Source organism: Methanomicrobiales archaeon (assembly GCA_030019205.1).
In the GTDB taxonomy this organism is placed as follows: Archaea; Halobacteriota; Methanomicrobia; order Methanomicrobiales; family JACTUA01; genus JASEFH01.
On sequence record JASEFH010000003.1, the window covers coordinates 14,655 to 35,729 of the forward strand.

Below are 21,075 nucleotides of genomic sequence, written 5' to 3' on the forward strand. Positions count from 1 at the left end.
GACCATTCATAATCTATAAGAGACCCTGTGTCCAACGGTATAGAGCACATTGCTGCGAACGGGCCCGTAGCATAGCCAGGTGGTGCGCCCGGCTGATAACCGGGAGGTCGTGAGTCCGAATCTCACCGGGCCCACTCTTCTCCTTCGACACGCTTGCAGGGCGGGACTCCGCCCGCCGTCGAGGATCGAGCCTCGTTTGCCCCGCATCCCGGGGGCGATCGGCTGCACAGGGGGGAACCGTGAGGTTCCCGCCTGCCCCCTCTCTGACTCGGGAGCGGGGTCGCATCCCGCGCCGGCGTCTCTTCGACGCATGCGGGGATGCAGCCCAAACGGCGGGAGGCATCGGGGCGGCTGCATCCCGGGGACCGGCGCCCAACACCCCCGAATACGCTCGCAGGCTTCGAGAATGCCTTCCCGGGAAAAAAGGCAGGTGCGGGCTCCCGCTCTTTTTATATCTCTCCGGAGCGAATGACGAATATGAGCAAGAGACTGCAATCGATCCTTTTCATGCTTCTCATTCTCGTCACTGCCGTCTCCGTCTGGCTTTTCTTCTCCGGCAATCCCCTCGGCTTCATCGGTTTCATCCTGGCGATCCTCCTTGCTGTCCTGACCATGTCCGTCCGCATCATGCAGGAGACCACCAACCTCCCCAATGTCAGTGCGCGGCTGAATCCCGATGCAAAAGGCGTCACGGTGACCAACGGCGGCAACGCACGGGCGGTCAACATCCACGTGGCGCTCGTGCCGCTGGATGTGGAGTTCGACGTACCCCCGCTGGACGTGGATGCCCGGTACGTGTTCGCCCTCCCCCACATGGTCTCGGAGGCAAAAGCGGTCGTACGCTACGAGAACGAGCAGGGACGGAAGTACATGAACACCAATCGCCTCTCCGCGCTGGAACCGACGGAAGAGGATCTCCTCCAGCCGCTCATTCCCATCTTCGGGAGGAAGTAGGGCTGGGCAGGGAATGTTGGGCCCTGCCGAAATCCCGAGCGTGAGCATGGGAACGGCTCTCGGGTGGTCTCCGGGAGCGGGAGCCGCCCCGTCATGCGACGGAGGGGCTCCGAGCCGTCTATCAGCATCCGATAAAGGCGTATCGCACGATTCCCCCTCCCCGGGGGTGGGCAGCTCTTGCAGGGCTGCGGGGAGGATCCCGATCGTCGATAAGTTGTCCGCGATGTCCATGCAGCAGGACATCGGAGAGATCTTCTCAAGAGCCGGATTCTCTCATCCACGATTGTGATCCGGATTTCCGTTGGTTCAGCCGGGTCCTGCACGATCACGGCACAGCCCGATACCCTGCGGCGCGAGGCCTTGAGGGCGGGTCATGCCCGGGATGGCGGTTCAGTCCGCACCCGTCCCCGCCCCCATCGCACCGGGAGGGGCGTGCGCTCCCCTCACCCCCCATGCCTGCGCCATCCCCCGTTCGCGATACAGTTCGAAACCCGCAGTCATGAGCATGAATGCGGCCTCCGGATAGTAACCCTTCGGATTCGTGGTGGGGGAGGGGGAGCACAGGGGGAGAACCACCCGGTGCCCGGATCATCCGGCGGAAGATGGCATCCGGTCCGCGGGCATGGCGGCGGCAACCAAATTTTCCGGGGGACTCTCATCAGGACAGACCCGGCATCCGGGTTCGATGGGGACGGCGCTGCACGGGGGTGAAACCGCCCTGCTGGATCCCGGGAGCGATGCGGGACATCTCCCGGTGCGGCGGCGGGAATCGGGGCGACGGAGGATGGGGGGGACCGTGGCGGGTCACTTCTTCTGACTCATCCGGAGGAACGCCAGCGTCTGCCCCAGACAGTCCACGAGGTCCCGCTGCCCCTCGAGATAGTCGTTCATGGCACGGTAGAGCATGAACATGATCTCGACACCGTAGATGGCGAGCACGTCTGCCGGTGCGATGGGATTCAGGTAGGAGTCGATGCGAAACCCGTCGGAACTGTACATCACTTCGTAGAGATGGCCGTCCTCTCCGAGAACGCAGAACTGGTCCTGGATCTTCCTGGTGGCATCGTCCGGACGGTAGGTGTCCGGCTCGACCTTGCCGAGGACGATCATCTTCTGCCTGTGGTACTGCGCGTCGTAGATCTCCCCCTTTTGATCCACTTTTCCCCTGTCCAGCATGTTGATGCCGATCCGCCGCACCACGGGAACGGCCAGCGTTGCCATTCTCTCGAGCAGGAGAGAATCCTTCCCCTGGAGCTCCCGCGAATACTCCTCCTTCCTCCCCTCGAGATCTTCGATCTTCTGCTGGATGAGCGCAAACCCCCTCTCGATCTGCTCGTTGACGTCCTCCTCTGGCATATCGTAGAGGATATATCCCCGCGGGGATATATCCCTATGCTTCAGGCCGCAGCCACGCGGGGACAGCCCGGGGGCATCCGCACGGCGCATGCCCCTGCACCACCGCGAAAACCCCCTACATCCGGAAGCGATCCCCGGCGGGCGTCGTGCAGCTGAAAACGCCTTCTGTCCGTCGTGGTGCGGCCCGTTTCTCGCAACTCCAAAAGTTTTTACTATTCGTACGGGAAATGACTGATCCAGTTCTTCTCTCGTGCGGGAGAGACGGTGATTTTTACCGGGATACGAGTGAGCTTGAATGAAACGGGTTGGGTTGCTCGGATGCGGCAACGTCGGGCAGATCATCGCCCAGCACCAGGATGGCTTCGAGATTGCTGCGCTCTATGACAAGGTGGAGGAGAGAGCGCGCGATCTCGCTGCCCGGTACGGGGGCACAGCCTTCCGGGACTTCGAGTCGTTTGTATCGGGGGAGTTCGACATCGTTGTAGAGGCCGCGTCCGTCGGGGCCGTGCGGTGCTACGGCGAGAGGGTGCTGGAGCACGGCAAGGATATCGTCATCCTCTCCGTCGGCGCCCTTGCGGATGCGGAGTATGCAGAGCGCCTGGCGGAGACCGCCCGCAGGTGCGGGCGGAGGGTCCGCATCCCGAGCGGCGCGATCGTCGGCCTCGACAACCTCAAGATCGGGCAGATCTCGAACCTGCGGCGGCTCCTTCTCCGCACGACCAAGAGCCCGCAGTCGCTCCGGATCGATGCCGGCGAACGGATGCTGATCTTCAAAGGCACCGCCAACGACTGCATCCGCCAGTTTCCAAGAAACATCAACGTGGCCGTGGCGCTGGGTCTTGCCGCCGGGCGGCAGGCGGAAGTCGAGATATGGGTGGATCCCGCGGTGGAGCGCAACATCCACGAGATCTTCGCCGAGGGCGAATTCGGCGACATCTACATCCGGGTGAACAACGTGCCGAGCCCCGAGAATCCCGCCACCAGCTATATGGCCGCCCTCTCCATCCTCACGCTCCTGAAGAATCTGGATGAGCCCCTCGTCGTGGGAACCTGAGCGCGGGACCGGGATCTGACCATGGATACGGAGATACAGGATCTGAAGAAGGCCAAAAGAGCCGTCGTGCTCGCCCACAACTATCAGCTCCCCGAGATCCAGGAGAACGCCGATGTGGTGGGCGACAGTCTGGAGCTCGCGATCCGTGCACGGGAGGCGACCGCAGACATCCTGGTCGTCTGCGGGGTCGATTTCATGGCGGAGACCGCCAAGATTCTCAATCCCGACAGGAAGGTGCTCATTCCGGTGCGGGAGGCAACCTGCCCCCTCGCCCACATGCTCACGGCGGAGATGCTCCGGGAGGCGAGAGCTGCGTTTCCGGAAGCCGCGGTCGTCGTCTACGTGAACAGCACCGCCGAGGCGAAGGCGCTCGCGGACGTGACCTGCACCTCCGCCAATGCGGTGGCGGTCGTGCGGTCGCTGGAAGCGCGGGACGTGATCTTTGCGCCGGATGCGAACCTCGCCGCCTACGTGCAGAAACAGGTTCCGGAGAAGCGGATCATCCCCATCCCCCCCGGAGGGCACTGCTATGTCCACACGCAGTTCACGGTGGAGGATGTCGGGGAGGCGCGGGCTGCAGGGCGGACGATCGTCTGCCACCCGGAGTGCGATCCCGCGGTCCAGGCACTCTCCGACTACGTCGCGTCGACGGGAGGCATGACCCGCCTCGCCCGCATGCACGAGGTGTGGTCCGTCTTCACCGAGCGGGAGATGACGTACCGGCTGCGGACGCTCTTCCCCGACAGGACCTTCGTCGCCAAGGAGGGGGCGATCTGCTACGACATGAAGAAGACCACGCTCGAGGATCTGCGCCGCTCGCTCCGCGATGAGGTCTTCGAGGTCACGCTCCCCCGCGAGGTCATGGACCGCGCTCGCGGGGCGATCGAGCGCATGGTGTCCGTAAGCCGATGACCATGATCCCCATCGACGACCTCCTGCGCTTCATCGCCGAGGATGCACCGGCCGGCGACGTCACCTCCGAGGTTCTCGTCCGCGGGAGGCCGATCAGGGCAGCGATCCTCGCGCGGCAGAAGGGGATCGTCGCGGGCACGGAGGAGTCTGCAGCGCTCTTCTCCCACTTCGGCGTCGAGGTGCAGCGGACCTGCCCGGACGGGAGCGAAGTCTCCGCGGACCAGCCGCTGCTGGAATTGTCGGGGGACGCGGCAGCCATCTTTCTCGTGGAGAGGACCGCGCTGAACCTGATCGGGAGGATGAGCGGCATCGCCACGGAGACGCACCGCTTCGTCGAGCGGGCGCGGGCGCTCAACCCGCGGGTGCGGGTGGCGGCCACCCGGAAGACGTGCCCGGGGCTGCGGATCCTCGACAAGAAGGCGGTCGTTCTGGGCGGCGGAGAGCCCCACCGCATCTCCCTCTCGGACGCGATCCTGATCAAGGACACCCATCTGGCGATCCTGCCCCTCGAGGAGGCGGTGCGGAGAGCGAAGAGAGCATCCCTCTACAGGAAAGTCGAGGTGGAGGTGAATCAGCCCGAAGAGGCAGTCTCCGCCGCCCTCGCCGGCGCCGATATCGTGATGCTCGACAATATGCCCCCGGAAGCGGTGGAGAGGACGATCGCGGACCTCGGGCAGCGGGACCTCCGGCGGCGGATCGTGCTCGAAGTCTCCGGCGGCATCGACGCGTCCAACTTCGACAGGTTCGCCCGCCTGGACGTGGACGTCATCAGCATGGGCGCCCTCACGCACAGCGTGAGGAACTTCGACGTCTGTCTGGAAGTCCTGAAAGGCGCGAAGTCCTTCCGGCTGTAGGCGGGGCGATCGCGCCATCCGGTCCTGCTGTCCTCCGGGGGATCCACGCGGATTCCCCGCCGGGTCCCGCCTCCGTCATGGGGCGCGGATCCGTCTCCGCCGCAGCCCTGCGAGCCGCTCCCGGCAGGGGTGGCAGAACACCTTCCGCTTGCGGTCCAGTTCGTCCAGGGTCCTCGGGGGGAACATGATGCACTCGGGATCAGCGCAGTGGTCCAGCCCTTCCAGGTGCCCGATCTCGTGGGCGCTCTCTTTGGCGATCCGCTCCACCAGATCGGGATCGGACTCCACCCGCCCGTAGTAGCGGTTGTCCAGCCGCAGCGCCGAGACGACGGCCGTACCCGCCGATGCGCGTGCCAGTCCGAAGACGAAGTCGGACCCCTGGTCGAAGAGGTCGTGCTGCACCACCAGGAGGAGCGGATCGTCCGTCTTCAGGCGGCGCTTCTGCAGAAAAAGCCGATCCAGGATCGCCCGGGCATCGTACTGCTTTCTGTCGTTGTCATATCCGTTCAGCAGGAGGCGGTTCTCCTCCACGAAAACGGGCATATCGACCATGGCCGCGACGGTCCTGGCGACCGGCAGCGCCAGCCCGGGAGCGGCCGTGGTGTCCCAAAGCATTTTGATGCCCATCATCATACGGTTAGTAATGCGCCCCTATAAACGTATTGAGTTCCTGATCGGCGATTATATAAGCAGGAATTACCGCAGCGCCGTCGAGATCGGCGCGGGCAGGAACGTCACCGCCGCACTCCTCTGCGCGGAGCGGGGCGTCCGCATCCTCTGCACCGATATCCGCTCCATCCCGCCGCACGAAGGGCTGCCGACCTGCGTGGACGACGTGTTCAGCCCCCGCCGGGAGCTCTACCGCGGGGCGGAGCTCCTCTACTCCATCCGCCCGGGCATCGAGATGGTTCCGCCGATGATCGCCCTTGCCCGGGACGTCGACAGCGATCTTTTGGTCTACCATCTCGGATTCGAGACCTACGCCGACGGCGGCGAACGGGTGGACTGCGGCGTGCTGCTCCACCGCTACCACCGCCGTCAGAACCCGTCGAACAGGGAAGACTGACTCTTCGCCGGCGCCTTCTTCTCCTCTTTCTGCTTCTCGGGAGCCTTTGCCCTCTCCCCGGCGCGGGTCGTTCCGGCGATCCCCTTGACGATCGCCGCTGCCCGCGTCCTGTCGTTCAGGAAGAAGTTCAGCTCGTCCGCATCCAGGTCCAGGGATGCGGCGAACCCTTCGGGGCTCCTCTCGATCAGGAGCGTCAGGGGGGTGAGGTAGCGTTCGCGGAGGATGCCCTGCGGGATGTGCGCCCGCTCTGCGATCTTCCTGAACAGGGTCCCCCGCACTGCCTTCTGCCGCTTCGAAGTGCCCATCCTTCTCCAGCGGGCAGGAGGCTGGATCCGCGAGTGGATGCCCTGTCCGCCCGCCGCAAGCGACGTCCCGAAGAGCATAATGGCGCTGGCGTACCGCCACAGGATGTAGTACTGCCGCCGCAGGGTGAGCCCGATCAGCTCGTCGGCACGGGAGAGGTATCGGTAGGCGCGCCCGAGCGCGCCCCGATCGCGCAGCTGCTCCAGGTTCCCCTCGACCCATTGCTCGATCACGTCCGGCGTCTCGTCAATCTCGCGGGACTGCTGGATCAGGTCCGCATCCCTCCGCCCGTGGAATACGGAACTGATGAGGTCGAAGATGGAGGATCGCGCGTCTTTGCTGGAACTGGCGATATCGCAGTCGGCGATGCTGTCCCGCCCTACGGCGGCGGCGTAGAGCATGTTGATACCGGCCCGCATGTCCCCGCCGGCGCTCTCGGCGATCTCCTTCAGGGCGGCATCCGAGCACCGCACCTTCTTCTGGATGGCGATCGCCTTGAGCCGGGGCAGCATGGAGCGTGCCTGGATGGCGCGGAACTGGATCAGATCGCAGCGGGATTTCAGCTCCGCGGGAACCGAGTAGATATCGTTCGCGATGAGGATGACGGGCTGACGCGTGGTCTTGAAGAGATCCAGGATCGCCTTCGCCCCGCCGCGGTCGGCAGTGCCATGGAGGTCATCGGCCTCGTCGAGCAGGATCAGCTTGCGGGACGCTCCGCTCAGACTCCTCGTCACGCTGGAGCTGCCGGCGATCTGCTCGATTGCGCTCTTCGTCCTCTGATCGCTGGCGTTCAGCTCGACCACGTCCCAGCCCATGTCGTGCGCCAGGGCATGGGCGCTCGAGGTCTTGCCCGTACCGGGCTTGCCGTAGAGGAGGAGCGGCTTGCTGTTCGGGCTCCAGTTCTGCGCCCATTCCACCATCTGCCGCAGTGCAGGCCCGTTTCCAACGACGTCCTGCAGCCGAATCGGGCGGTACTCTTCAGCCCAGTCCACATACAGGGTTTGGCCGGTAATCAAATAAATTATCTCTCATGAAGGATGATTACCTAAAGGACTAACGTTTGGTGGTATATTGGTGGATCACTGCTCCATTGATTCTGTTGCAAAGGCGGTGCGGGAGTATGTCGGTGTGACGAGAAAACACGCCATCGGCCAGATGATCCAGTCGCTGCGGATCGACTCCCCCGACGTCAACGTTATCGCCTCGTTCGGGGAGGACGCAGCCGTAATCGAGCATGGATCCGAAGCTCTCCTCCTCGCGGCCGACGGGATCTGGAGCCAGCTGATGGAGGTCGATCCCGTCTGGGCCGGCTACTGCTCCATTCTCGTGAACATCCACGACATCGCCGCCATGGGCGGCAGACCGATCGCGGTCGTGGACGTCCTCTCGGCATCCGACGAGCGGATCCGGGAGATGGTCACCCGCGGGATGCTGGAGGCCTCGGCTCAGTTCGGGGTCCCCATCGTTGGCGGGCATCTCCATCCCGATACCCCCTACAGCGTCATCGATGTGGCGATTCTGGGTTCGGCCCGGCTGGATTCGATCATCTACAGCAGCACCGCCCGGGACGGCGATCGGGTGATCGCCGCCGTCGACCTGGGGGGCAGGGTTCACCCCTCCTGTGCCCTGAACTGGGACTCCGTGACGATGAAGCCGCCCGACCAGGTGCGGGCGCAGATCGGGCTCCTCCAGAGGCTGGGGGAGGAGCACCTGCTGACGGCGGGCAAGGATATCAGCAACCCCGGCGTCCTCGGCACCCTGGGCATGCTGCTCGAGGTGAGCAACAAGGGCGCCGTGATCGAGATCGACGCGATCCCCCGCCCGGATCTCGCCAGGCACGGGATCACCTTCGAGCACTGGGTGCGCATGTACCCCGGCATGGGGTTCGTGCTCACCGCCCGGGACGAGCACGTGGAGGAGGTCTGCAGGCGGTTTGCCGGCGTCGGTATCACCGCCCGCCCCATCGGCAGGGTGGACGGGAGCAGAAACCTCACGATCCGGTACCGCGGACGGGCGACCTCCGTATTCGATCTGGAGAAGGATGGAATCATGCGGCTCTTCACCAGGGCGGGTGCTGCTCTGCCATGATCGTGGGAATCGGCGTTCTCACCGAACCGGAGAAGGTTCTGTCCAGCGTGCGGTCCGTGCTGGACCGGCTGGACGTGGTCTGCTACTGCCCGGAGAATTTTCAGGCCGCCGAGGACGTTCCGCTGTTGCGGAGCGAGAACCCGGAAGAGGAACTCGTGCTGGATCTGGTCGAGGGGAGGATACACGCGGCTGTCCGCGGCACTCTGCCGGCAAACGCCACGCTGCGAGCGCTGAAACGTGCATGCGGGGTCGATCACCTCTCCCGCGTCGCCCTGCTGGAGACCGCGGCGGGAAAGCGGTTCCTGCTGGCGCCGGTCGGGGTGGACGAGGGGTGGACGGTCGCGGGCAAGCTCGAGCTGATCGAGAAGGGCAAGGAGATTGCGCGGAGGTTCGGGCTGACCGAGCGGGTCGCCGTGCTCGCCGGCGGGCGGTACGGGGATGCCGGGCGGCATCCCGCCGTCGATCGGAGCCTGGCGGACGCCGAACTTGTCGCCCGCCTGGCTCAGGCGGAACCCTGGGAGATCCTGATCGAAGATGCGATCGGGGAGTGCGGGCTGATCATCGCCCCCGACGGGATCAGCGGGAACCTCATCTTCCGCACCCTCACCTTCCTCGGCGGGGGGAAGGGGCACGGGGCGCCCGTGGTGAATATCGACAGAATTTTTGTCGATACCTCGCGCGCCTCGCCGGACTACAGGAATGCCCTATTGCTCGCAGCATCACTGGCCAAAACATAAATATCTTCATTTTGCTGCTGTTACTTAGAAAAAGCCGTGAAAAGGGCCCGGAATTTTTCAACGACAAATTTCGTTCCTTCCACGATCCTGTGCCCATATGTTGCTCTATCGTGTGATAGAATCCTAAATTATCGAGGAAACGACGAAAGGTATTTATACTAATTGATATACCTTGTTTTGAGGTGGTTAAATGGCAGATCTACCTATTGCAGCGGTTGTACGAATCGCGAAGAAGAACGGTGCTGAGAGGGTCGGGAGCGATGCCGCTTCCGCACTCGTGACGAAGGCCGAGGCGTACATCGCCAACCTGACGAAGGAGGCCAACCGTCTCGCCCAGCACGCTGGCCGAAAGACGATCAAGGAAGAGGATGTCGAGCTCGCGGCCAAGTCCGCGTAAGCATCCTTTTTCTCTTATTCCCGGTTACAGCGCATCTTGCGAACAGGCTGCCTCTTCCTGGGCGACATTCTTCCATAGAATCCATCTCCTGACCCACCCTGCTCGTCCTGCCGCTTCTGGAGCGACACCGAGCCCGATTCTGGTTGATCCCCCGCAAACGCCCTTCCAGCGCCAGCGGGATTGAGCAGCGGCAACTGGATTTCTCGCCGCACCGGCTTCTGGCGGCGATCGTCTGGGGGCGGCACCGCCTGAGGAGGCGGAGACTCTCCCACGAACCTGCCGCCATCTCCCGCACGAGGGACGACATGACCTCATGGGATGGCTTCCTTCGGCCCAATATGCGGATGCGACGATGCAGCCCCATGACCCATCTGCCGTGGCCCCCCTTCTCCGTTGTCCCATCCCAACTCCGATAGGGATTTTTGGATGCGATGGAGGAGGTTTGTTCCCCTCTCCCAGGTTGAGCGTCCTGAGTTCCGGTGTAGGTGGTCGGACTTGGATCTCCATATTCATGCTCAAGGATTCTACAGGCCCCATCGCAACAAAAGGGGAGGGGACGCGTCCCCCTCCCCCTTTGAAACCCCCTCCCCATTCTGTTGCGATCGGGCCGATAGTGGGAACTCAGGATCGGAGCTGGATTCGGGGTCAAGTCGGTATTCTCCCATGAGCGTAGAAGTTCGATCGTATACCGGATAATAGTAGAGATTCTGAAGAGAGGGATCGCGTGGTTCTCCTCTCAAGGATAGCGTACCGCGGGGGTGAGCGGCGAACGAGGAAGAGGGCGCACCCCTCTCCCCCCATACCCCGCCCCGAAAGCAGCGATAGACCTGGTTCTGGGGGTTCCCCGATACGGCATTATGCCCGGCCACAATGCACCAGCGGGCGCGGAAGAGGGATCTTGTAGCCCCTTCCCGCCATTCTGTACCGATGGCATGGGGAGACGGCCCGGAAAAGCGCTTCGATCAACCCTCTCCGGCCATCAGCCTGCTCACGGGTGCATGCGTGTGAGGAGTTCATCCCACGGGATGCCGTCCCGCCCGACCACAAAAAAGACGGAGGGATATATGCATCAGAGCACGCCCTTGGTGCTCGGGATCTCGGATCGCCCCGGCAGCACCGCCGTCGCCTCTCCGAGAGCGATCCCGAACGCCTTGAAGATCGCCTCGCAGGTGTGGTGGTCGTTGCTCCCGCTGAAGGCGATATGCGCCGTCACCCCCGCGTGGATGCAGCAGCTGTAGAAGAAGTGCTCAAAGAGATCGGGCGGGATGCCCCCGACCTGGGGCATCCCGAACTCTCCGCGGAAGACCAGGTAGCCCCGCCCGCTGCAGTCGATCGCCACCTGGGCGAGCGCCTCGTCCATGGGGATGAGGGCATGGGCGAACCGCCGGATCCCTCTCCCGTCGCCGACCGCCTGTTTGATCGCCGTTCCCAGAGCGATCCCCAGATCCTCCACCAGGTGGTGACTGTCCACCTCCAGATCCCCCTTCGCCTTTACCGTGAGCGAGAATCCGCCGTGGCGGCTCATCGACGTGAGCATGTGATCCATGAACGGCAGCCCCGTCCTGACCGAGGTCTTGCCCCCGTCCAGATCCAGGATCACCTCGATATCGGTCTCGCCCGTCTTCCGCTGTACCGTCCCCTTTCTCATCCGGCAGCCTCCAATGCATCCTTCAACGAGATCTTCCCGCTGTACAGGGCGGAGCCCAGCACGGCGCCGCTCGCCCCCAGGTCCCGCAGCGCCCGCACATCGTCGGTGCTGGAGATGCCGCCGGCGGCAACCACGGGCAGCGCCGTGGACTCCAGGAGGGCGACGAGCGGCGGCAGCTGGATCCCCTCCTCCAGCCCCTCGACGTCCACGTTGGTGAAGAGGAGGGATCCGGCTCCCAGCTCCTCGAAACGGTTCGCCCAGACGAGGTAGTCCCCCGCCGGCTCCCTCCAGCCGTTCACCACGATCTGCCCGCCGCGAACGTCGACACCGGCCATCACCCGCTCGGGACCGAACTCGGCGGCGAGAGCCTGGATGCACTCGGGCTCCCGCACCGCCAGCGTTCCCAGGATCACCCTTGAAACCCCGAGCTCCAGCCATGCCGCCGCATCGGCAACCGAGCGGATCCCGCCGCCCAGCTGGATAGTGACATCCGTCTCCTGGACCAGCAGGCGGATCAGCTCGGCATTGGCCCGCGACTCTCCGAACGCACCGTCCAGGTTGACCACGTGCAGGGCCTCCGCACCTTCGTTCAGCCACCTGTGGGCGCAGCGGAGCGGTTCTCCGTAGTTCCTCTGGCTCTCGCGCTCCCCCTGGCGAAGCTGGACGCACCGCCCCCCGAGGATATCCACCGCCGGAAAGAGAGTGAATGGCATGTCAGCGCACCATGCGTTCGATGGGCATCACCAGGATGTCCCTGGCCCCCGCACGCTTGAGCTGGTTGATCAGGCTGTAGATCCGCTCCTCGCCCACCACCGCATGGACGGCGACCAGGTTCTCGCTCGCCGCCACTTCCATCACGGTCGGCCCGGAGAGACTCGGCAGCACCGCCTCCACCCCGGGAAGATCGTCCCTGCGGACGTTCATCATCACGTAGCGCTGCCCGCGGGCGCGGATGACACTCTCCAGCGCCAGGCAGATCTCGCCCACCCTCTCCTCCTTCTCCGCGAGGGAGACGGGGTTTGCGATCAGGCGTGTGCTGGTGGAGAGGATCTCTGCCAGGACGTGGAGGCGGTTCATGCGGAGGGTGCTCCCTGAACTGGTCAGATCCACGATCGCGTCCGCGATCCCGAGCTGGGGCGCCGCCTCGCAGGCCCCCCCGACCGGGACGATGCTGACCGATAGCCCGTGCTGTTTGAAGAAACCCTCGGTGATGACGGGGAACTCGGTCGCGATCCGGGCGCCGTTCAGCTGCTCCACCCTGGCGACCCCGGACTCGTCCGGCACCGCCAGCACGACATCCGCCCTGCCGAACTGGAGATCCAGGATCTCCTCGACCGCCGCCTGCCGCTCGACCACCATGTCGTGACCGGTGATCCCCATGTCCGCAACACCGGTGGCGACGTAGCCGGGGATGTCGATGGGACGCGCGAAGAGGATCTCCACCCGCGAGTCACGCGTGCGGGCGATCAGCCGCCGTTCGCTCCCCTCCACCACGTGAAGCCCGCTGTGCTCGATCAGGGTTCGCGTCGGCTCGGCGATCCTCCCTTTGTTGGGGATTGCCAGCCGCACCCGATCAGAAGGTCTTGAGTTCACCTCTGATTACCTTCTCCGTGATTCTGGTGATGTTCTCGAGGGCATCGTCCACGATGCCCTCGATCTCGTGGTTCATGGTCCGGATATCCGCGCCCGCCTTCGGGAGCACCTGGATGCTCGCCGTCAGGGGATGGTCGATGGGATTCCCGATCTGGGAGAGGAACCGAACGTAGATCTCCTCGATCCCGTCCACGCGCTGCACGCACCGCGAGGCCACGTCCGTCGCGAGCAGGTTGTAGATCTTCCCGATGTGGTTGATCGGGTTCTTGCCGCTGACCGCCTCCATGCTCATCGGGCGGTTGGGGGTGATGAGACCATTACAGCGGTTTCCCCGCCCGACGGAGCCGTCGTCCCCCATCTCCGCGGAGGTCCCGGTGACCGTCAGGAAGATGCTCTTCTCGTTGAGGTTGTCAGCCGTGTTCACCTGCACGATCACCCGCCTGTCCGTGTACTTGCGGGCCACGCTCTCGATCTGCTCCTGCAGGAGATCCCGCATCTCGATGTACTCTTTGATGTCGGAGCAGAAACGGTCCACCATGGCGCATGCCACCGTCAGGGTGATGGTGTCTCCGTCCCGCAGCCCCATGAACTTCATATCGTGCCCGTAGATCGGATACCGCGGGCGCAGGTAGTCGTCGACGTAGTCCGAGACGTTCTTCACGATCAGCTCGGTCTCGCTGAACGGGGCATGCCCCACCCCGAAGGAGGTGTCGTTCGCGCGGGGGACCTGCCCACCGCAGGTTCGGAAGACCTCGCGGAGGTCGGTCGAGCCCACCCCCATGCGGACGTCGACGATCACGTCGCTCTCCAGATCGAGGTTGGTGAGGGTGGTGCGGAGATAGTCGCGGGCTGCACGGAGGGCGATGGCGTCCGTGGGGATGTCCACGCCGTTGAACGACTTCGTCGCCCGACCGATGACGAGCACGAAGATCGGGCGGATCACCTTGCCCCCGCCGAATGCGGGGATGGTCTCGCCGCCGATCACCTCCCCCTGATCCGTGTTGTGATGCAGAACGCCGCCGCACTCCTGGATGTACGCCTTGCTCAGCGCCCGGCTGACCGACTCCGCAACACCATCGGCGATGCTGTCGGGGTGACCGATGCCTTTCCGTTCCACCAGTTCGATCCTGCGCTTCTCCAGTGGTGTCTGGTCGATCGACTCTACGCGGATGTTTCTCTCCATTGCATCCCTCATGAACCAGAATATGCCAATATAAAAGGGGGTAGGACATCATTTAACCATTTCCTTTGATCTCGCACGAGAATCCGCGGCCCCGCGGCGGTTCGCCTGCGTATCCGTGCTCCCCGGGCGATTCGTCCGGCGCCGGCATTCACATCCCGGAAGCGGGGGGGGTCTTCGTTCGGGGGAGACGATCGGCACCGAGGTTGCACGGCGGCTGAACCGGCGGGACGGCTGCGCGCCGGCAGGGGGCGGAGACGGCGGGAGCACCCGCCGCACGGCAGGAGGAAGGAGCGGGTTCGGCCGGGATCTTCAAAATGGTATACTGTGACAATCAAGGGTATACAAAAATGTATATATGTGTCCAACGTATACCATAAATGATGCACCAGGCGCCGGTCCGGAGTCCGGACGCACGCCCCGGCCCGCGGATTCGGCGTGGGCGTCTCGGACGCGCCGAACCCCGGGAAACGCGGGTCGCACAGGCAGGTGGGAACGTGGAAAAGACTGGAGATGACGGGGAGATCAGGCTGAATCTGGGAGCGGAGGAGTATCTCGCAGCCGTCGAGCACCAGGCGAAGCCGCTGGTGATACCCCTCTGCCTGGAGGTGCCTCTTCCCGATGTGTCCCCCATCGACGCCTGTACCCGCCTCCGGCAGGACCGGGGATACCTCCTGGAGTCCATGGAAGGCAGCGCAAAGATTGCCCGCTACTCCTTCCTGGGATTGAACCCGGAGCTCGTCGTGACGATCGACGGCTCGGTGCACCTCTCCGGAAACGAACCTTTTGTATCCATCGCGGAAGCGCCCGAGGGGGAGACCCCCATCGATCAGGTGCGGTCGATCCTCCAGCGGTTCACCTACATCAATCTCAAGGCGCCGCGGTTCTTTGGCGGTCTGGTGGGGTACTTCGCCTACGATCTCGTATACGACCTCTACGGGCGCATGCTGCCGCGAGGCGGGGACGGGGACGGTTCGCCGACCGCTCAGTTCATGCTGACGCGGGACTGCGTGGTCTTCGACCACAGGGACAGGAGGCTGTTCATATTCAGCAGCCCGCTCCTGACCTACGACACCGACTTCCTGGGAGAGTACGAGGCGTGCAGGTCGAAGATCCTCTCCATCTACGGGGAGTTCGCGGCGATGGGCGGGAGCGTGGAGCGTTCCGGGCAGCGGCCCCGCGGGAGCGGCGGTCCCCTGCGGTGTTCGTCGAACCTGTCCCGGGCGGAGTTCGGACGGATCGTCGACCGAGTGAAGGAGCATATCCGCGCCGGCGACATCTTCCAGTGCGTCGTCTCGCGGCGGATGGAGTGCGATCTGGGGGCAGATCCATTCGCCGTCTACCGCACGCTGCGCACGCTGAATCCGAGCCCCTACATGTATTACCTCGACTTCGGCGACCTGAAGGTGATCGGATCGAGCCCCGAGATGCTCGTTCGGGTGGAGAAGCGGAGGGTGACGACCGTCCCCATCGCCGGCACGCGCCCGCGGGGCGGCAGCGAGGAGGAGGACCGGCGGCTCGCCGGGGACCTGCTGTCCGACGAGAAGGAGCGGGCGGAGCACACGATGCTCGTGGATCTGGCCAGGAACGACCTCGGGAGGGTCTGCAGGTTCGGATCCGTGCAGGTCGAGGAGTTCATGGGCATCGAGAAGTTCTCCCACGTCCAGCACATCGTCTCCACGGTCCACGGCACCCTGCGGGACAATCTCGACGCCATCGATGCTCTGAAGTCCTGTTTCCCTGCAGGAACGGTCTCCGGCGCGCCGAAGGTCCGCGCCATGCAGATCATCGATGAGGTGGAGCCGGGGCGGCGGGGGCTGTATGCCGGTGCCGTCGGCTACATGGGGTTCGATCGGAACCTGGAGTTCGCCATCGCGATCCGCACGATCCTGGCCTGTCAGGGGAGAGCCCGGATCCAGGTCGGCGCGGGGATCGTGGCCGATTCCGTTCCCGAGAACGAGTGGCGCGAGACGGAGAACAAGGCACAGGGGATGCTGGACGCGATCCAGATGGCGGGGGGATCCGCGTGAGGGTGCTCATCGTCGACTGCTACGACAGCTTCACCTTCAACCTCTACCAGCAGGTCGGTACGCTCGGAGCCCGCCCCATCGTGATCCCGAACGATACGCCCTTCGAGCAGGTGGAGAAGATCGCGTGCGACAGAATCATCCTCTCACCGGGCCCCGGCCGTCCCGAGGATGCCGGAGTCTGCCTGGACATTCTCGATCGCCTGAGCCGCACCATTCCCACGCTGGGGGTCTGCCTGGGCCACCAGGCGATCTACCATGCCTTCGGGGGAGAGGTGACGAGGGCGTCCCGCCTCATGCACGGCAAGACCAGCAGGATCCACCACGACGGACGCGGCATCTTCTCGGGGGTGAAGAACCCCTTCGTCGCCACGCGATACCACTCCCTCGCAGCAGAGCGGGAGGGGATGCCCGATTCGCTGCGGGTGACCGCCGTCAGCCCGGACGACGGCTGCGTGATGGGCGTGCGCCACCGCCGCTATCCCATCGAGGGGATCCAGTTCCATCCGGAGAGCATCCTGTCGGAGGAAGGAGACGCGCTCGTGCGGAACTTCCTCACCGGAGAGGGAAGGCCATGACGCTTGCCCCCGTCATCTCCCGCCTCGTCGCGGGGAACCACCTCTCGGAGAGCGAGGCGGAAGGGGCGATGCGCTCCGTGATGCGGGGGGAGACGTCGCCTGCCGAGCTCGCGAGCCTTCTGACCGCCCTCCAGATGAAGGGAGAGACGAGCCGGGAGATTGCAGCCTTCGCGCGGGTCCTCCGGGAGCACGCGGTGCGGATCCGACCGAAGGTGAGCGGCATGCTCGTGGATACCTGCGGCACCGGCGGGGATCACTCCCATACCTTCAACATCAGCACCACCGCCGCTTTTGTTGCCGCCGGAGGCGGCGTCCCCATCGTGAAGCACGGCAACCGCAGCATCAGCAGCCGCTGCGGATCGGCGGACGTGCTGGAGGCGCTGGGGATCCGCATCGATCTCCCTCCCCGGCAGATGGAGGCGATCGTCGAAGCCATCCGCATCGGGTTCCTGTTCGCGCCCGATTACCACCCGGCGATGCGCCACGCCGCCCCGGTGCGGCGGGAGATCGGCATCCGCACGGTCTTCAACCTGCTGGGGCCGCTGATCAACCCTGCGGGGGCGGAGGCGCAGCTGCTCGGCGTATACCGTCCGGACCTGGTCCACAGGATGGCCGTCGTCCTGCGCCGCCTCGGGGTGCAGAGGGCCATGGTCGTCCACGGCGGCGGGCTGGACGAGATCACGACGGAGGGGGGGACGACGGTATCGGAGCTCGACCACGGGGCGATACGCGACTACTCCCTCCACTGCGGGCGGTACGGTCTCCGGGAGGCGAAGGTCGAGGATATCCGGGGCGGCGGAGCCGCGGAGAACGCCCGTATCCTGCTCGAGGTGCTGGAGGGGGAGCGTGGGGCGGCGCGGGACATCGTGCTCGCCAACGCCGGTGCGGCGATTTACGTGGGCGGGGTGGAGAGGGACCTCGGGTGCGGCATCCGTTCGGCGCAGGCATCGATAGACTCCGGTGCAGCCCTGGCCAAACTGCACCACCTGATCGACAGGACCCGGGAGGCTGCATGATCCTCGACGAGATCGTGCGGCGGACGGAGGCGCGGATCGGGGGTCTGCCGGAGTTCGGGGAGACCGCAGAGGGATCCCCGCGGCGGAGCCTCAGAGAGGCGATCCTCTCCGTGCAGGGGAAGAATGCCGTGATCGCAGAGATCAAATTCGCCTCCCCGTCAGCCGGGCCCCTCCGCCGCCCTGCCGGCGTGGAGAGGATTGCGCGGGAGCTCGCCGCCGGGGGGTGCATCGCGCTCTCCGTCCTCACGGAGCCCTTCTTCTTCCGGGGGGATCCGGAGCACCTGCGGCGGGCCCGGACCGCTGTCCCCCTTCCCGTCCTGCGGAAGGACTTCGTCATCGACGAGCGGCAGCTGCGGGAGACCGCTGCCATGCAGGCGGATGCGGTGCTCCTGATCGCGGGGCTGCTGGGGGACAGGCTGCCGCGCTTCGCGGACCTCGCCTTCCGGCTCGGGCTGGAGCCGCTTGTGGAGGTCCATACCGAAGAGGAGGCGGAGCGGGCCCTGGAGACGGATGCGGCGCTCATCGGCATCAACAACCGCGACCTGCGCACCCTGGAGATCCGCCTCGATACGACGCGCACCCTCTCCCGGATCGTTCACAGAGAGGGCAGGCTCGTCGTATCCGAGAGCGGGTTCCGCACCCCCGGCGATCTCCGGCGGATGAAGGAGTACTGCGACGCATTTCTCATCGGATCGAGTATCATGGCGTCCCATAAGCCGGGAGAGACCCTTCGGGAGTTCGTATGCGCGTGAAGATATGCGGCATCACCACGGCGGAGGACGCCCGGTATGCGGAGGAGGCGGGTGCGGATGCCATCGGGGTTGTCTTGTTCAGCGACTCCCCCCGCTCCGTGCCCCCGGAGCGGGCCCGGACGATCTTCGCATCGCTCGGCCCCTTCATCGCCAGGGTCGCCGTGACCCATACGAAGAGCCGGCGGGACCTGGAGGAGATACTGGCGCTGGGCCCCGATGCGATCCAGATCACCCACCCGTTCGAGTTTCCGGAAGGGCGGCCGGTGAAGGTGCTCCGGGTGGTGAAGCGGGGCGATGCTATCCCCGCAGACTGCGACGCCCTCGTCGTCGACGAGAGCTGCGGGAGCGGGACCGGGTTCGATCCTTCGTTCGCCCGCGACATGGTCCTGCGCTCGGCCCGCCCGGTCGTCCTCGCCGGCGGCCTCACACCCGAGAACGTCCGTGCGGCGATCGGGCGGGTGCGCCCCTACGCCGTCGACGTCGCCTCCGGCGTGGAGGATCGGCCTGGGGTCAAGAACCGGAGCAAGGTGCGGGCATTCGTCCGTGCAGCCCGGGAGGGATAGATGGCGGAGAAGGGACGGTTCGGCAAATACGGCGGGCAGTACGTGCCGGAGACGCTGATGGAACCGCTCCTCGCGCTCGAGGACGCCTACGCTCGGGCGTGTGGCGATGCCGCGTTCCGGGACGAGCTCCGCCGCTACCTGACGGAGTACGCGGGCAGGCCCACCCCCCTGACCTACTGCGCGAACGTCTCGCGCATCCTCGGGTGCAGGGTGTACCTGAAGCGCGAGGACCTTCTCCACGGAGGAGCCCACAAGCTGAACAACACGCTCGGGCAGGCACTGCTGGCGCGTTACATGGGAAAACGCCGGGTGATCGCGGAGACCGGCGCCGGCCAGCACGGTGTCGCGACGGCGATCGCCTGTGCCGCCCTGGGGCTCGACTCGGTCGTCTACATGGGGGAGACGGACGTGCAGAGGCAGGCGCTGAACGTCTACCGCATGCGGATCCTGGGGGCGGAGGTGATCCCCGTCGCATCCGGCACGAGGACGCTGAAGGACGCGGTCAACGAAGCGCTGCGGGACTGGGTGACGAACGCCCGGGACACGTACTACCTCCTGGGCTCCGTGGTCGGCCCCCACCCTTACCCGACCATGATCCGCGACTTCCAGAAGGTCATCGGCGAGGAGACGAAGCAGCAGGTGCTCCAGCGGGAGGGGAGGCTGCCGGACGCGATCCTGGCCTGCGTGGGAGGCGGGTCCAACGCCATCGGCATGTTCCACCCCTTCGTCGGCGAAGGCGTGCGGCTCGTCGGGGTCGAGGCGGGAGGCAGAGGCGTGGATACCGGCGAGCACGGCGCAACCCTCTGCGCGGGCACGGAAGGGATCCTCCACGGCGCACTCTCCTACCTCCTGCAGGATGCGGACGGGCAGGTCCGCGCGACCCACAGCGTCGCCGCCGGGCTGGACTATCCGGGGGTCGGTCCGGAGCTGAGCTGCCTGAAGGACGAGAAGAAAGTCGAGTTCGTCTCCGTAACGGACCGGGAAGCCCTGGATGCGTTCCACTTCCTGGCGAGAACGGAAGGGATCCTGCCAGCCCTGGAATCCGCGCATGCTGTGGCCCAGGTGCGCAGGATGGCGGGCGAATTCGACCGCGATGCCGTCGTGATCGTCAACCTGTCCGGCCGCGGGGACAAGGACGTGACCGAGGTGGTCCGCATGGGAGGGTTGCAGGCGTGAACCGCATCGACCGGGTCTTCGAAAGCCTGAACCGCCCTGCATTCATCGCCTTCCTCGTCGGCGGCGATCCGGATCGGGAGGGGTGCGTCCAGGCGGCGAAGAGCCTCATCGACGGCGGTGCCGATATCCTGGAGCTGGGGATCCCCTTCTCCGATCCGGTCGCGGACGGGCCGACCATCCAGAGGGCGGACCTCCGGGCGCTCCAGGGGGGCGCGAATCCTGCCATGGTGCTGGACATCGTGCGGGAGATCCGCGATTGCTCGGACCTCCCCGTCGTCCTTCTGACCTACGGAAACATCGTCCACCGCAGGGGCGTGGAGAGGTTCTACCGCGAAGCAGCCGCCAGCGGCGCCGACGGCGTCCTGATCGTCGACATGCCGCACGAGGAGTGCCGGGATGTGCTCGAGACGGCAGAACGCTACGGGATGCGCCAGATCTTTCTCGTTGCCCCCACGACGAGCGAGGAGCGCATGGGGCGGATTCTGGCGTCCGCGGGCGGGTTCGTGTACCTGGTGTCCCGCCTCGGGACGACGGGCGGACGGGAGCAGCTGTCCGACGATACGCTGGAGATGATCGGGCGGATCCGCCCCCGGACCGCACTGCCCCTGGCGGTGGGGTTCGGCATCTCGCGGGCGGAGCATATCCGTGCCTGCGCCGCCGCGGGCGTCGACGCGGTCATCGTGGGCAGCGCCATCGTGGATATCGTCGAGGCCACCCTCCACGACCGGACCGCGATGCAGAAAGAGCTGCGGGATTACGTGCGGGAAATGACCGAAACGGCGAAGGCGTGCGCGGGGACCCGTCGTCCGGAACGCTGAAAC

General features: G+C 65.3%; 22 protein-coding genes and 1 tRNA gene. 16 read left to right on the forward strand and 7 right to left on the reverse strand.

All coding sequences use genetic code 11. The features are described 5' to 3' along the window. The first annotated feature begins 60 nt into the window (after window positions 1-60). Together QMC96_02645 and QMC96_02650 are read left to right on the forward strand one after the other, a co-directional pair. A tRNA-Ile gene (locus QMC96_02645) sits at window positions 61-134 on the forward strand. 343 nt (window positions 135-477) lie between these two features. After that, window positions 478-954 carry a hypothetical protein gene (locus QMC96_02650; GenBank protein MDI6875653.1) on the forward strand — a complete coding sequence of 159 codons (477 nt, stop codon included), beginning with the start codon at window positions 478-480 and terminating at the stop codon, window positions 952-954. An 804-nt stretch (window positions 955-1,758) separates the two neighbouring features. Here the strand turns inward: QMC96_02650 and QMC96_02655 are convergent. Then, on the reverse strand, window positions 1,759-2,310 hold the full coding sequence (locus QMC96_02655; GenBank protein ID MDI6875654.1) for a hypothetical protein: 552 nt from the start codon (window positions 2,308-2,310) through the stop codon (window positions 1,759-1,761). A 295-nt stretch (window positions 2,311-2,605) separates the two neighbouring features. Here QMC96_02655 and nadX point away from each other — a divergent pair, with 295 nt between their 5' ends. From nadX to nadC, 3 genes are read left to right on the forward strand one after another with little or no spacing between them, the layout of a single operon-like run. Next, a complete protein-coding gene (gene nadX / locus QMC96_02660) occupies window positions 2,606-3,364 on the forward strand; it encodes an aspartate dehydrogenase (protein ID MDI6875655.1) in 759 nt (252 codons plus the stop codon). Between the two features lie 21 nt (window positions 3,365-3,385). Next, on the forward strand, window positions 3,386-4,276 hold the full coding sequence (nadA, locus tag QMC96_02665; protein ID MDI6875656.1) for a quinolinate synthase NadA: 891 nt from the start codon (window positions 3,386-3,388) through the stop codon (window positions 4,274-4,276). A 2-nt stretch (window positions 4,277-4,278) separates the two neighbouring features. Beyond that, window positions 4,279-5,130, forward strand: a complete 852-nt coding sequence (gene nadC / locus QMC96_02670) for a carboxylating nicotinate-nucleotide diphosphorylase (GenBank protein MDI6875657.1) — start codon at window positions 4,279-4,281, stop codon at window positions 5,128-5,130. A gap of 75 nt (window positions 5,131-5,205) precedes the next feature. Here the strand turns inward: nadC and QMC96_02675 are convergent, their stop codons facing one another. Continuing rightward, on the reverse strand, window positions 5,206-5,760 hold the full coding sequence (locus QMC96_02675; protein ID MDI6875658.1) for an archaemetzincin family Zn-dependent metalloprotease: 555 nt from the start codon (window positions 5,758-5,760) through the stop codon (window positions 5,206-5,208). 13 nt (window positions 5,761-5,773) lie between these two features. Here QMC96_02675 and QMC96_02680 point away from each other — a divergent pair, with 13 nt between their 5' ends. Continuing rightward, complete coding sequence (locus tag QMC96_02680) at window positions 5,774-6,196, forward strand: UPF0146 family protein (protein MDI6875659.1); 423 nt, start codon at window positions 5,774-5,776, stop codon at window positions 6,194-6,196. Here QMC96_02680 and QMC96_02685 read toward each other — a convergent pair. Then, window positions 6,169-7,491 carry a replication factor C large subunit gene (locus QMC96_02685; GenBank protein ID MDI6875660.1) on the reverse strand — a complete coding sequence of 441 codons (1,323 nt, stop codon included), beginning with the start codon at window positions 7,489-7,491 and terminating at the stop codon, window positions 6,169-6,171. The genes QMC96_02680 and QMC96_02685 overlap by 28 nt on opposite strands. A 79-nt stretch (window positions 7,492-7,570) precedes the next feature. On the opposite strand from QMC96_02685, the gene QMC96_02690 reads away from it, so the two are divergent. From QMC96_02690 to QMC96_02700, 3 genes are all read left to right on the forward strand, one after another. Next, a complete protein-coding gene (locus tag QMC96_02690; GenBank protein MDI6875661.1) occupies window positions 7,571-8,587 on the forward strand; it encodes a methanogenesis marker 2 protein in 1,017 nt (338 codons plus the stop codon). Next, complete coding sequence (gene mtxX / locus QMC96_02695; protein ID MDI6875662.1) at window positions 8,584-9,324, forward strand: methanogenesis marker protein Mmp4/MtxX; 741 nt, start codon at window positions 8,584-8,586, stop codon at window positions 9,322-9,324. Before QMC96_02690 ends, mtxX begins: the two co-directional genes overlap by 4 nt. Before the next feature lie 190 nt (window positions 9,325-9,514). After that, window positions 9,515-9,721 carry a histone family protein gene (locus tag QMC96_02700; GenBank protein MDI6875663.1) on the forward strand — a complete coding sequence of 69 codons (207 nt, stop codon included), beginning with the start codon at window positions 9,515-9,517 and terminating at the stop codon, window positions 9,719-9,721. 1,069 nt (window positions 9,722-10,790) lie between these two features. On the opposite strand, the gene hisB is transcribed toward QMC96_02700, so the two are convergent. Genes hisB through QMC96_02720 form a run of 4 tightly spaced genes read right to left on the reverse strand, consistent with a single transcriptional unit; the run spans window position 10,791 to window position 14,145 of the window. Next, window positions 10,791-11,369 carry an imidazoleglycerol-phosphate dehydratase HisB gene (gene hisB / locus QMC96_02705; protein ID MDI6875664.1) on the reverse strand — a complete coding sequence of 193 codons (579 nt, stop codon included), beginning with the start codon at window positions 11,367-11,369 and terminating at the stop codon, window positions 10,791-10,793. Then, complete coding sequence (gene hisA, locus QMC96_02710) at window positions 11,366-12,082, reverse strand: 1-(5-phosphoribosyl)-5-[(5-phosphoribosylamino)methylideneamino]imidazole-4-carboxamide isomerase (GenBank protein MDI6875665.1); 717 nt, start codon at window positions 12,080-12,082, stop codon at window positions 11,366-11,368. Before hisA ends, hisB begins: the two co-directional genes overlap by 4 nt. A 1-nt stretch (window position 12,083) precedes the next feature. Beyond that, entirely contained in the window at window positions 12,084-12,962 is an 879-nt protein-coding gene (gene hisG, locus QMC96_02715) for an ATP phosphoribosyltransferase (GenBank protein MDI6875666.1), read from the reverse strand. After that, on the reverse strand, window positions 12,943-14,145 hold the full coding sequence (locus QMC96_02720) for a methionine adenosyltransferase (protein ID MDI6875667.1): 1,203 nt from the start codon (window positions 14,143-14,145) through the stop codon (window positions 12,943-12,945). Before QMC96_02720 ends, hisG begins: the two co-directional genes overlap by 20 nt. A gap of 494 nt (window positions 14,146-14,639) precedes the next feature. Here QMC96_02720 and trpE point away from each other — a divergent pair, with 494 nt between their 5' ends. From trpE to trpA, 7 genes are read left to right on the forward strand one after another with little or no spacing between them, the layout of a single operon-like run. Beyond that, window positions 14,640-16,172, forward strand: a complete 1,533-nt coding sequence (trpE, locus tag QMC96_02725; protein MDI6875668.1) for an anthranilate synthase component I — start codon at window positions 14,640-14,642, stop codon at window positions 16,170-16,172. Then, entirely contained in the window at window positions 16,169-16,747 is a 579-nt protein-coding gene (locus QMC96_02730) for an aminodeoxychorismate/anthranilate synthase component II (GenBank protein ID MDI6875669.1), read from the forward strand. The genes trpE and QMC96_02730 overlap by 4 nt, the downstream gene beginning before the upstream one ends. Further along, window positions 16,744-17,763: an anthranilate phosphoribosyltransferase gene (gene trpD, locus QMC96_02735; protein MDI6875670.1), complete on the forward strand. Its 1,020-nt coding sequence runs from the start codon at window positions 16,744-16,746 to the stop codon at window positions 17,761-17,763. Before QMC96_02730 ends, trpD begins: the two co-directional genes overlap by 4 nt. Beyond that, window positions 17,760-18,515 (forward strand): indole-3-glycerol-phosphate synthase, encoded by a 756-nt coding sequence (locus QMC96_02740; GenBank protein ID MDI6875671.1) that lies wholly within the window; start codon window positions 17,760-17,762, stop codon window positions 18,513-18,515. Before trpD ends, QMC96_02740 begins: the two co-directional genes overlap by 4 nt. Further along, window positions 18,506-19,078 (forward strand): phosphoribosylanthranilate isomerase, encoded by a 573-nt coding sequence (locus QMC96_02745; protein MDI6875672.1) that lies wholly within the window; start codon window positions 18,506-18,508, stop codon window positions 19,076-19,078. Before QMC96_02740 ends, QMC96_02745 begins: the two co-directional genes overlap by 10 nt. Next, window positions 19,079-20,254: a tryptophan synthase subunit beta gene (gene trpB, locus QMC96_02750; protein ID MDI6875673.1), complete on the forward strand. Its 1,176-nt coding sequence runs from the start codon at window positions 19,079-19,081 to the stop codon at window positions 20,252-20,254. It begins immediately after the preceding gene. Further along, complete coding sequence (trpA, locus tag QMC96_02755; protein ID MDI6875674.1) at window positions 20,251-21,072, forward strand: tryptophan synthase subunit alpha; 822 nt, start codon at window positions 20,251-20,253, stop codon at window positions 21,070-21,072. The genes trpB and trpA overlap by 4 nt, the downstream gene beginning before the upstream one ends. The last annotated feature ends 3 nt before the right edge of the window (window positions 21,073-21,075 follow it).

What these genes read in the sequence shown, in the direction of transcription:
- nadA (MDI6875656.1), top strand. Translation starts at nt 3,386, where the DNA reads ATGGATACGGAGATACAGGATCTGAAGAAGGCCAAAAGAGCCGTCGTG.
- QMC96_02720 (MDI6875667.1), bottom strand. Translation starts at nt 14,145, where the DNA reads ATGGAGAGAAACATCCGCGTAGAGTCGATCGACCAGACACCACTGGAG.
- hisB (MDI6875664.1), bottom strand. Translation starts at nt 11,369, where the DNA reads ATGAGAAAGGGGACGGTACAGCGGAAGACGGGCGAGACCGATATCGAG.
- QMC96_02740 (MDI6875671.1), top strand. Translation starts at nt 17,760, where the DNA reads ATGATCCTCGACGAGATCGTGCGGCGGACGGAGGCGCGGATCGGGGGT.
- QMC96_02680 (MDI6875659.1), top strand. Translation starts at nt 5,774, where the DNA reads ATGCGCCCCTATAAACGTATTGAGTTCCTGATCGGCGATTATATAAGC.
- hisA (MDI6875665.1), bottom strand. Translation starts at nt 12,082, where the DNA reads ATGCCATTCACTCTCTTTCCGGCGGTGGATATCCTCGGGGGGCGGTGC.
- QMC96_02650 (MDI6875653.1), top strand. Translation starts at nt 478, where the DNA reads ATGAGCAAGAGACTGCAATCGATCCTTTTCATGCTTCTCATTCTCGTC.
- nadX (MDI6875655.1), top strand. Translation starts at nt 2,606, where the DNA reads ATGAAACGGGTTGGGTTGCTCGGATGCGGCAACGTCGGGCAGATCATC.
- mtxX (MDI6875662.1), top strand. Translation starts at nt 8,584, where the DNA reads ATGATCGTGGGAATCGGCGTTCTCACCGAACCGGAGAAGGTTCTGTCC.
- QMC96_02675 (MDI6875658.1), bottom strand. Translation starts at nt 5,760, where the DNA reads ATGATGGGCATCAAAATGCTTTGGGACACCACGGCCGCTCCCGGGCTG.
- nadC (MDI6875657.1), top strand. Translation starts at nt 4,279, where the DNA reads ATGATCCCCATCGACGACCTCCTGCGCTTCATCGCCGAGGATGCACCG.
- QMC96_02700 (MDI6875663.1), top strand. Translation starts at nt 9,515, where the DNA reads ATGGCAGATCTACCTATTGCAGCGGTTGTACGAATCGCGAAGAAGAAC.
- QMC96_02745 (MDI6875672.1), top strand. Translation starts at nt 18,506, where the DNA reads ATGCGCGTGAAGATATGCGGCATCACCACGGCGGAGGACGCCCGGTAT.
- trpB (MDI6875673.1), top strand. Translation starts at nt 19,079, where the DNA reads ATGGCGGAGAAGGGACGGTTCGGCAAATACGGCGGGCAGTACGTGCCG.
- QMC96_02655 (MDI6875654.1), bottom strand. Translation starts at nt 2,310, where the DNA reads ATGCCAGAGGAGGACGTCAACGAGCAGATCGAGAGGGGGTTTGCGCTC.
- trpD (MDI6875670.1), top strand. Translation starts at nt 16,744, where the DNA reads ATGACGCTTGCCCCCGTCATCTCCCGCCTCGTCGCGGGGAACCACCTC.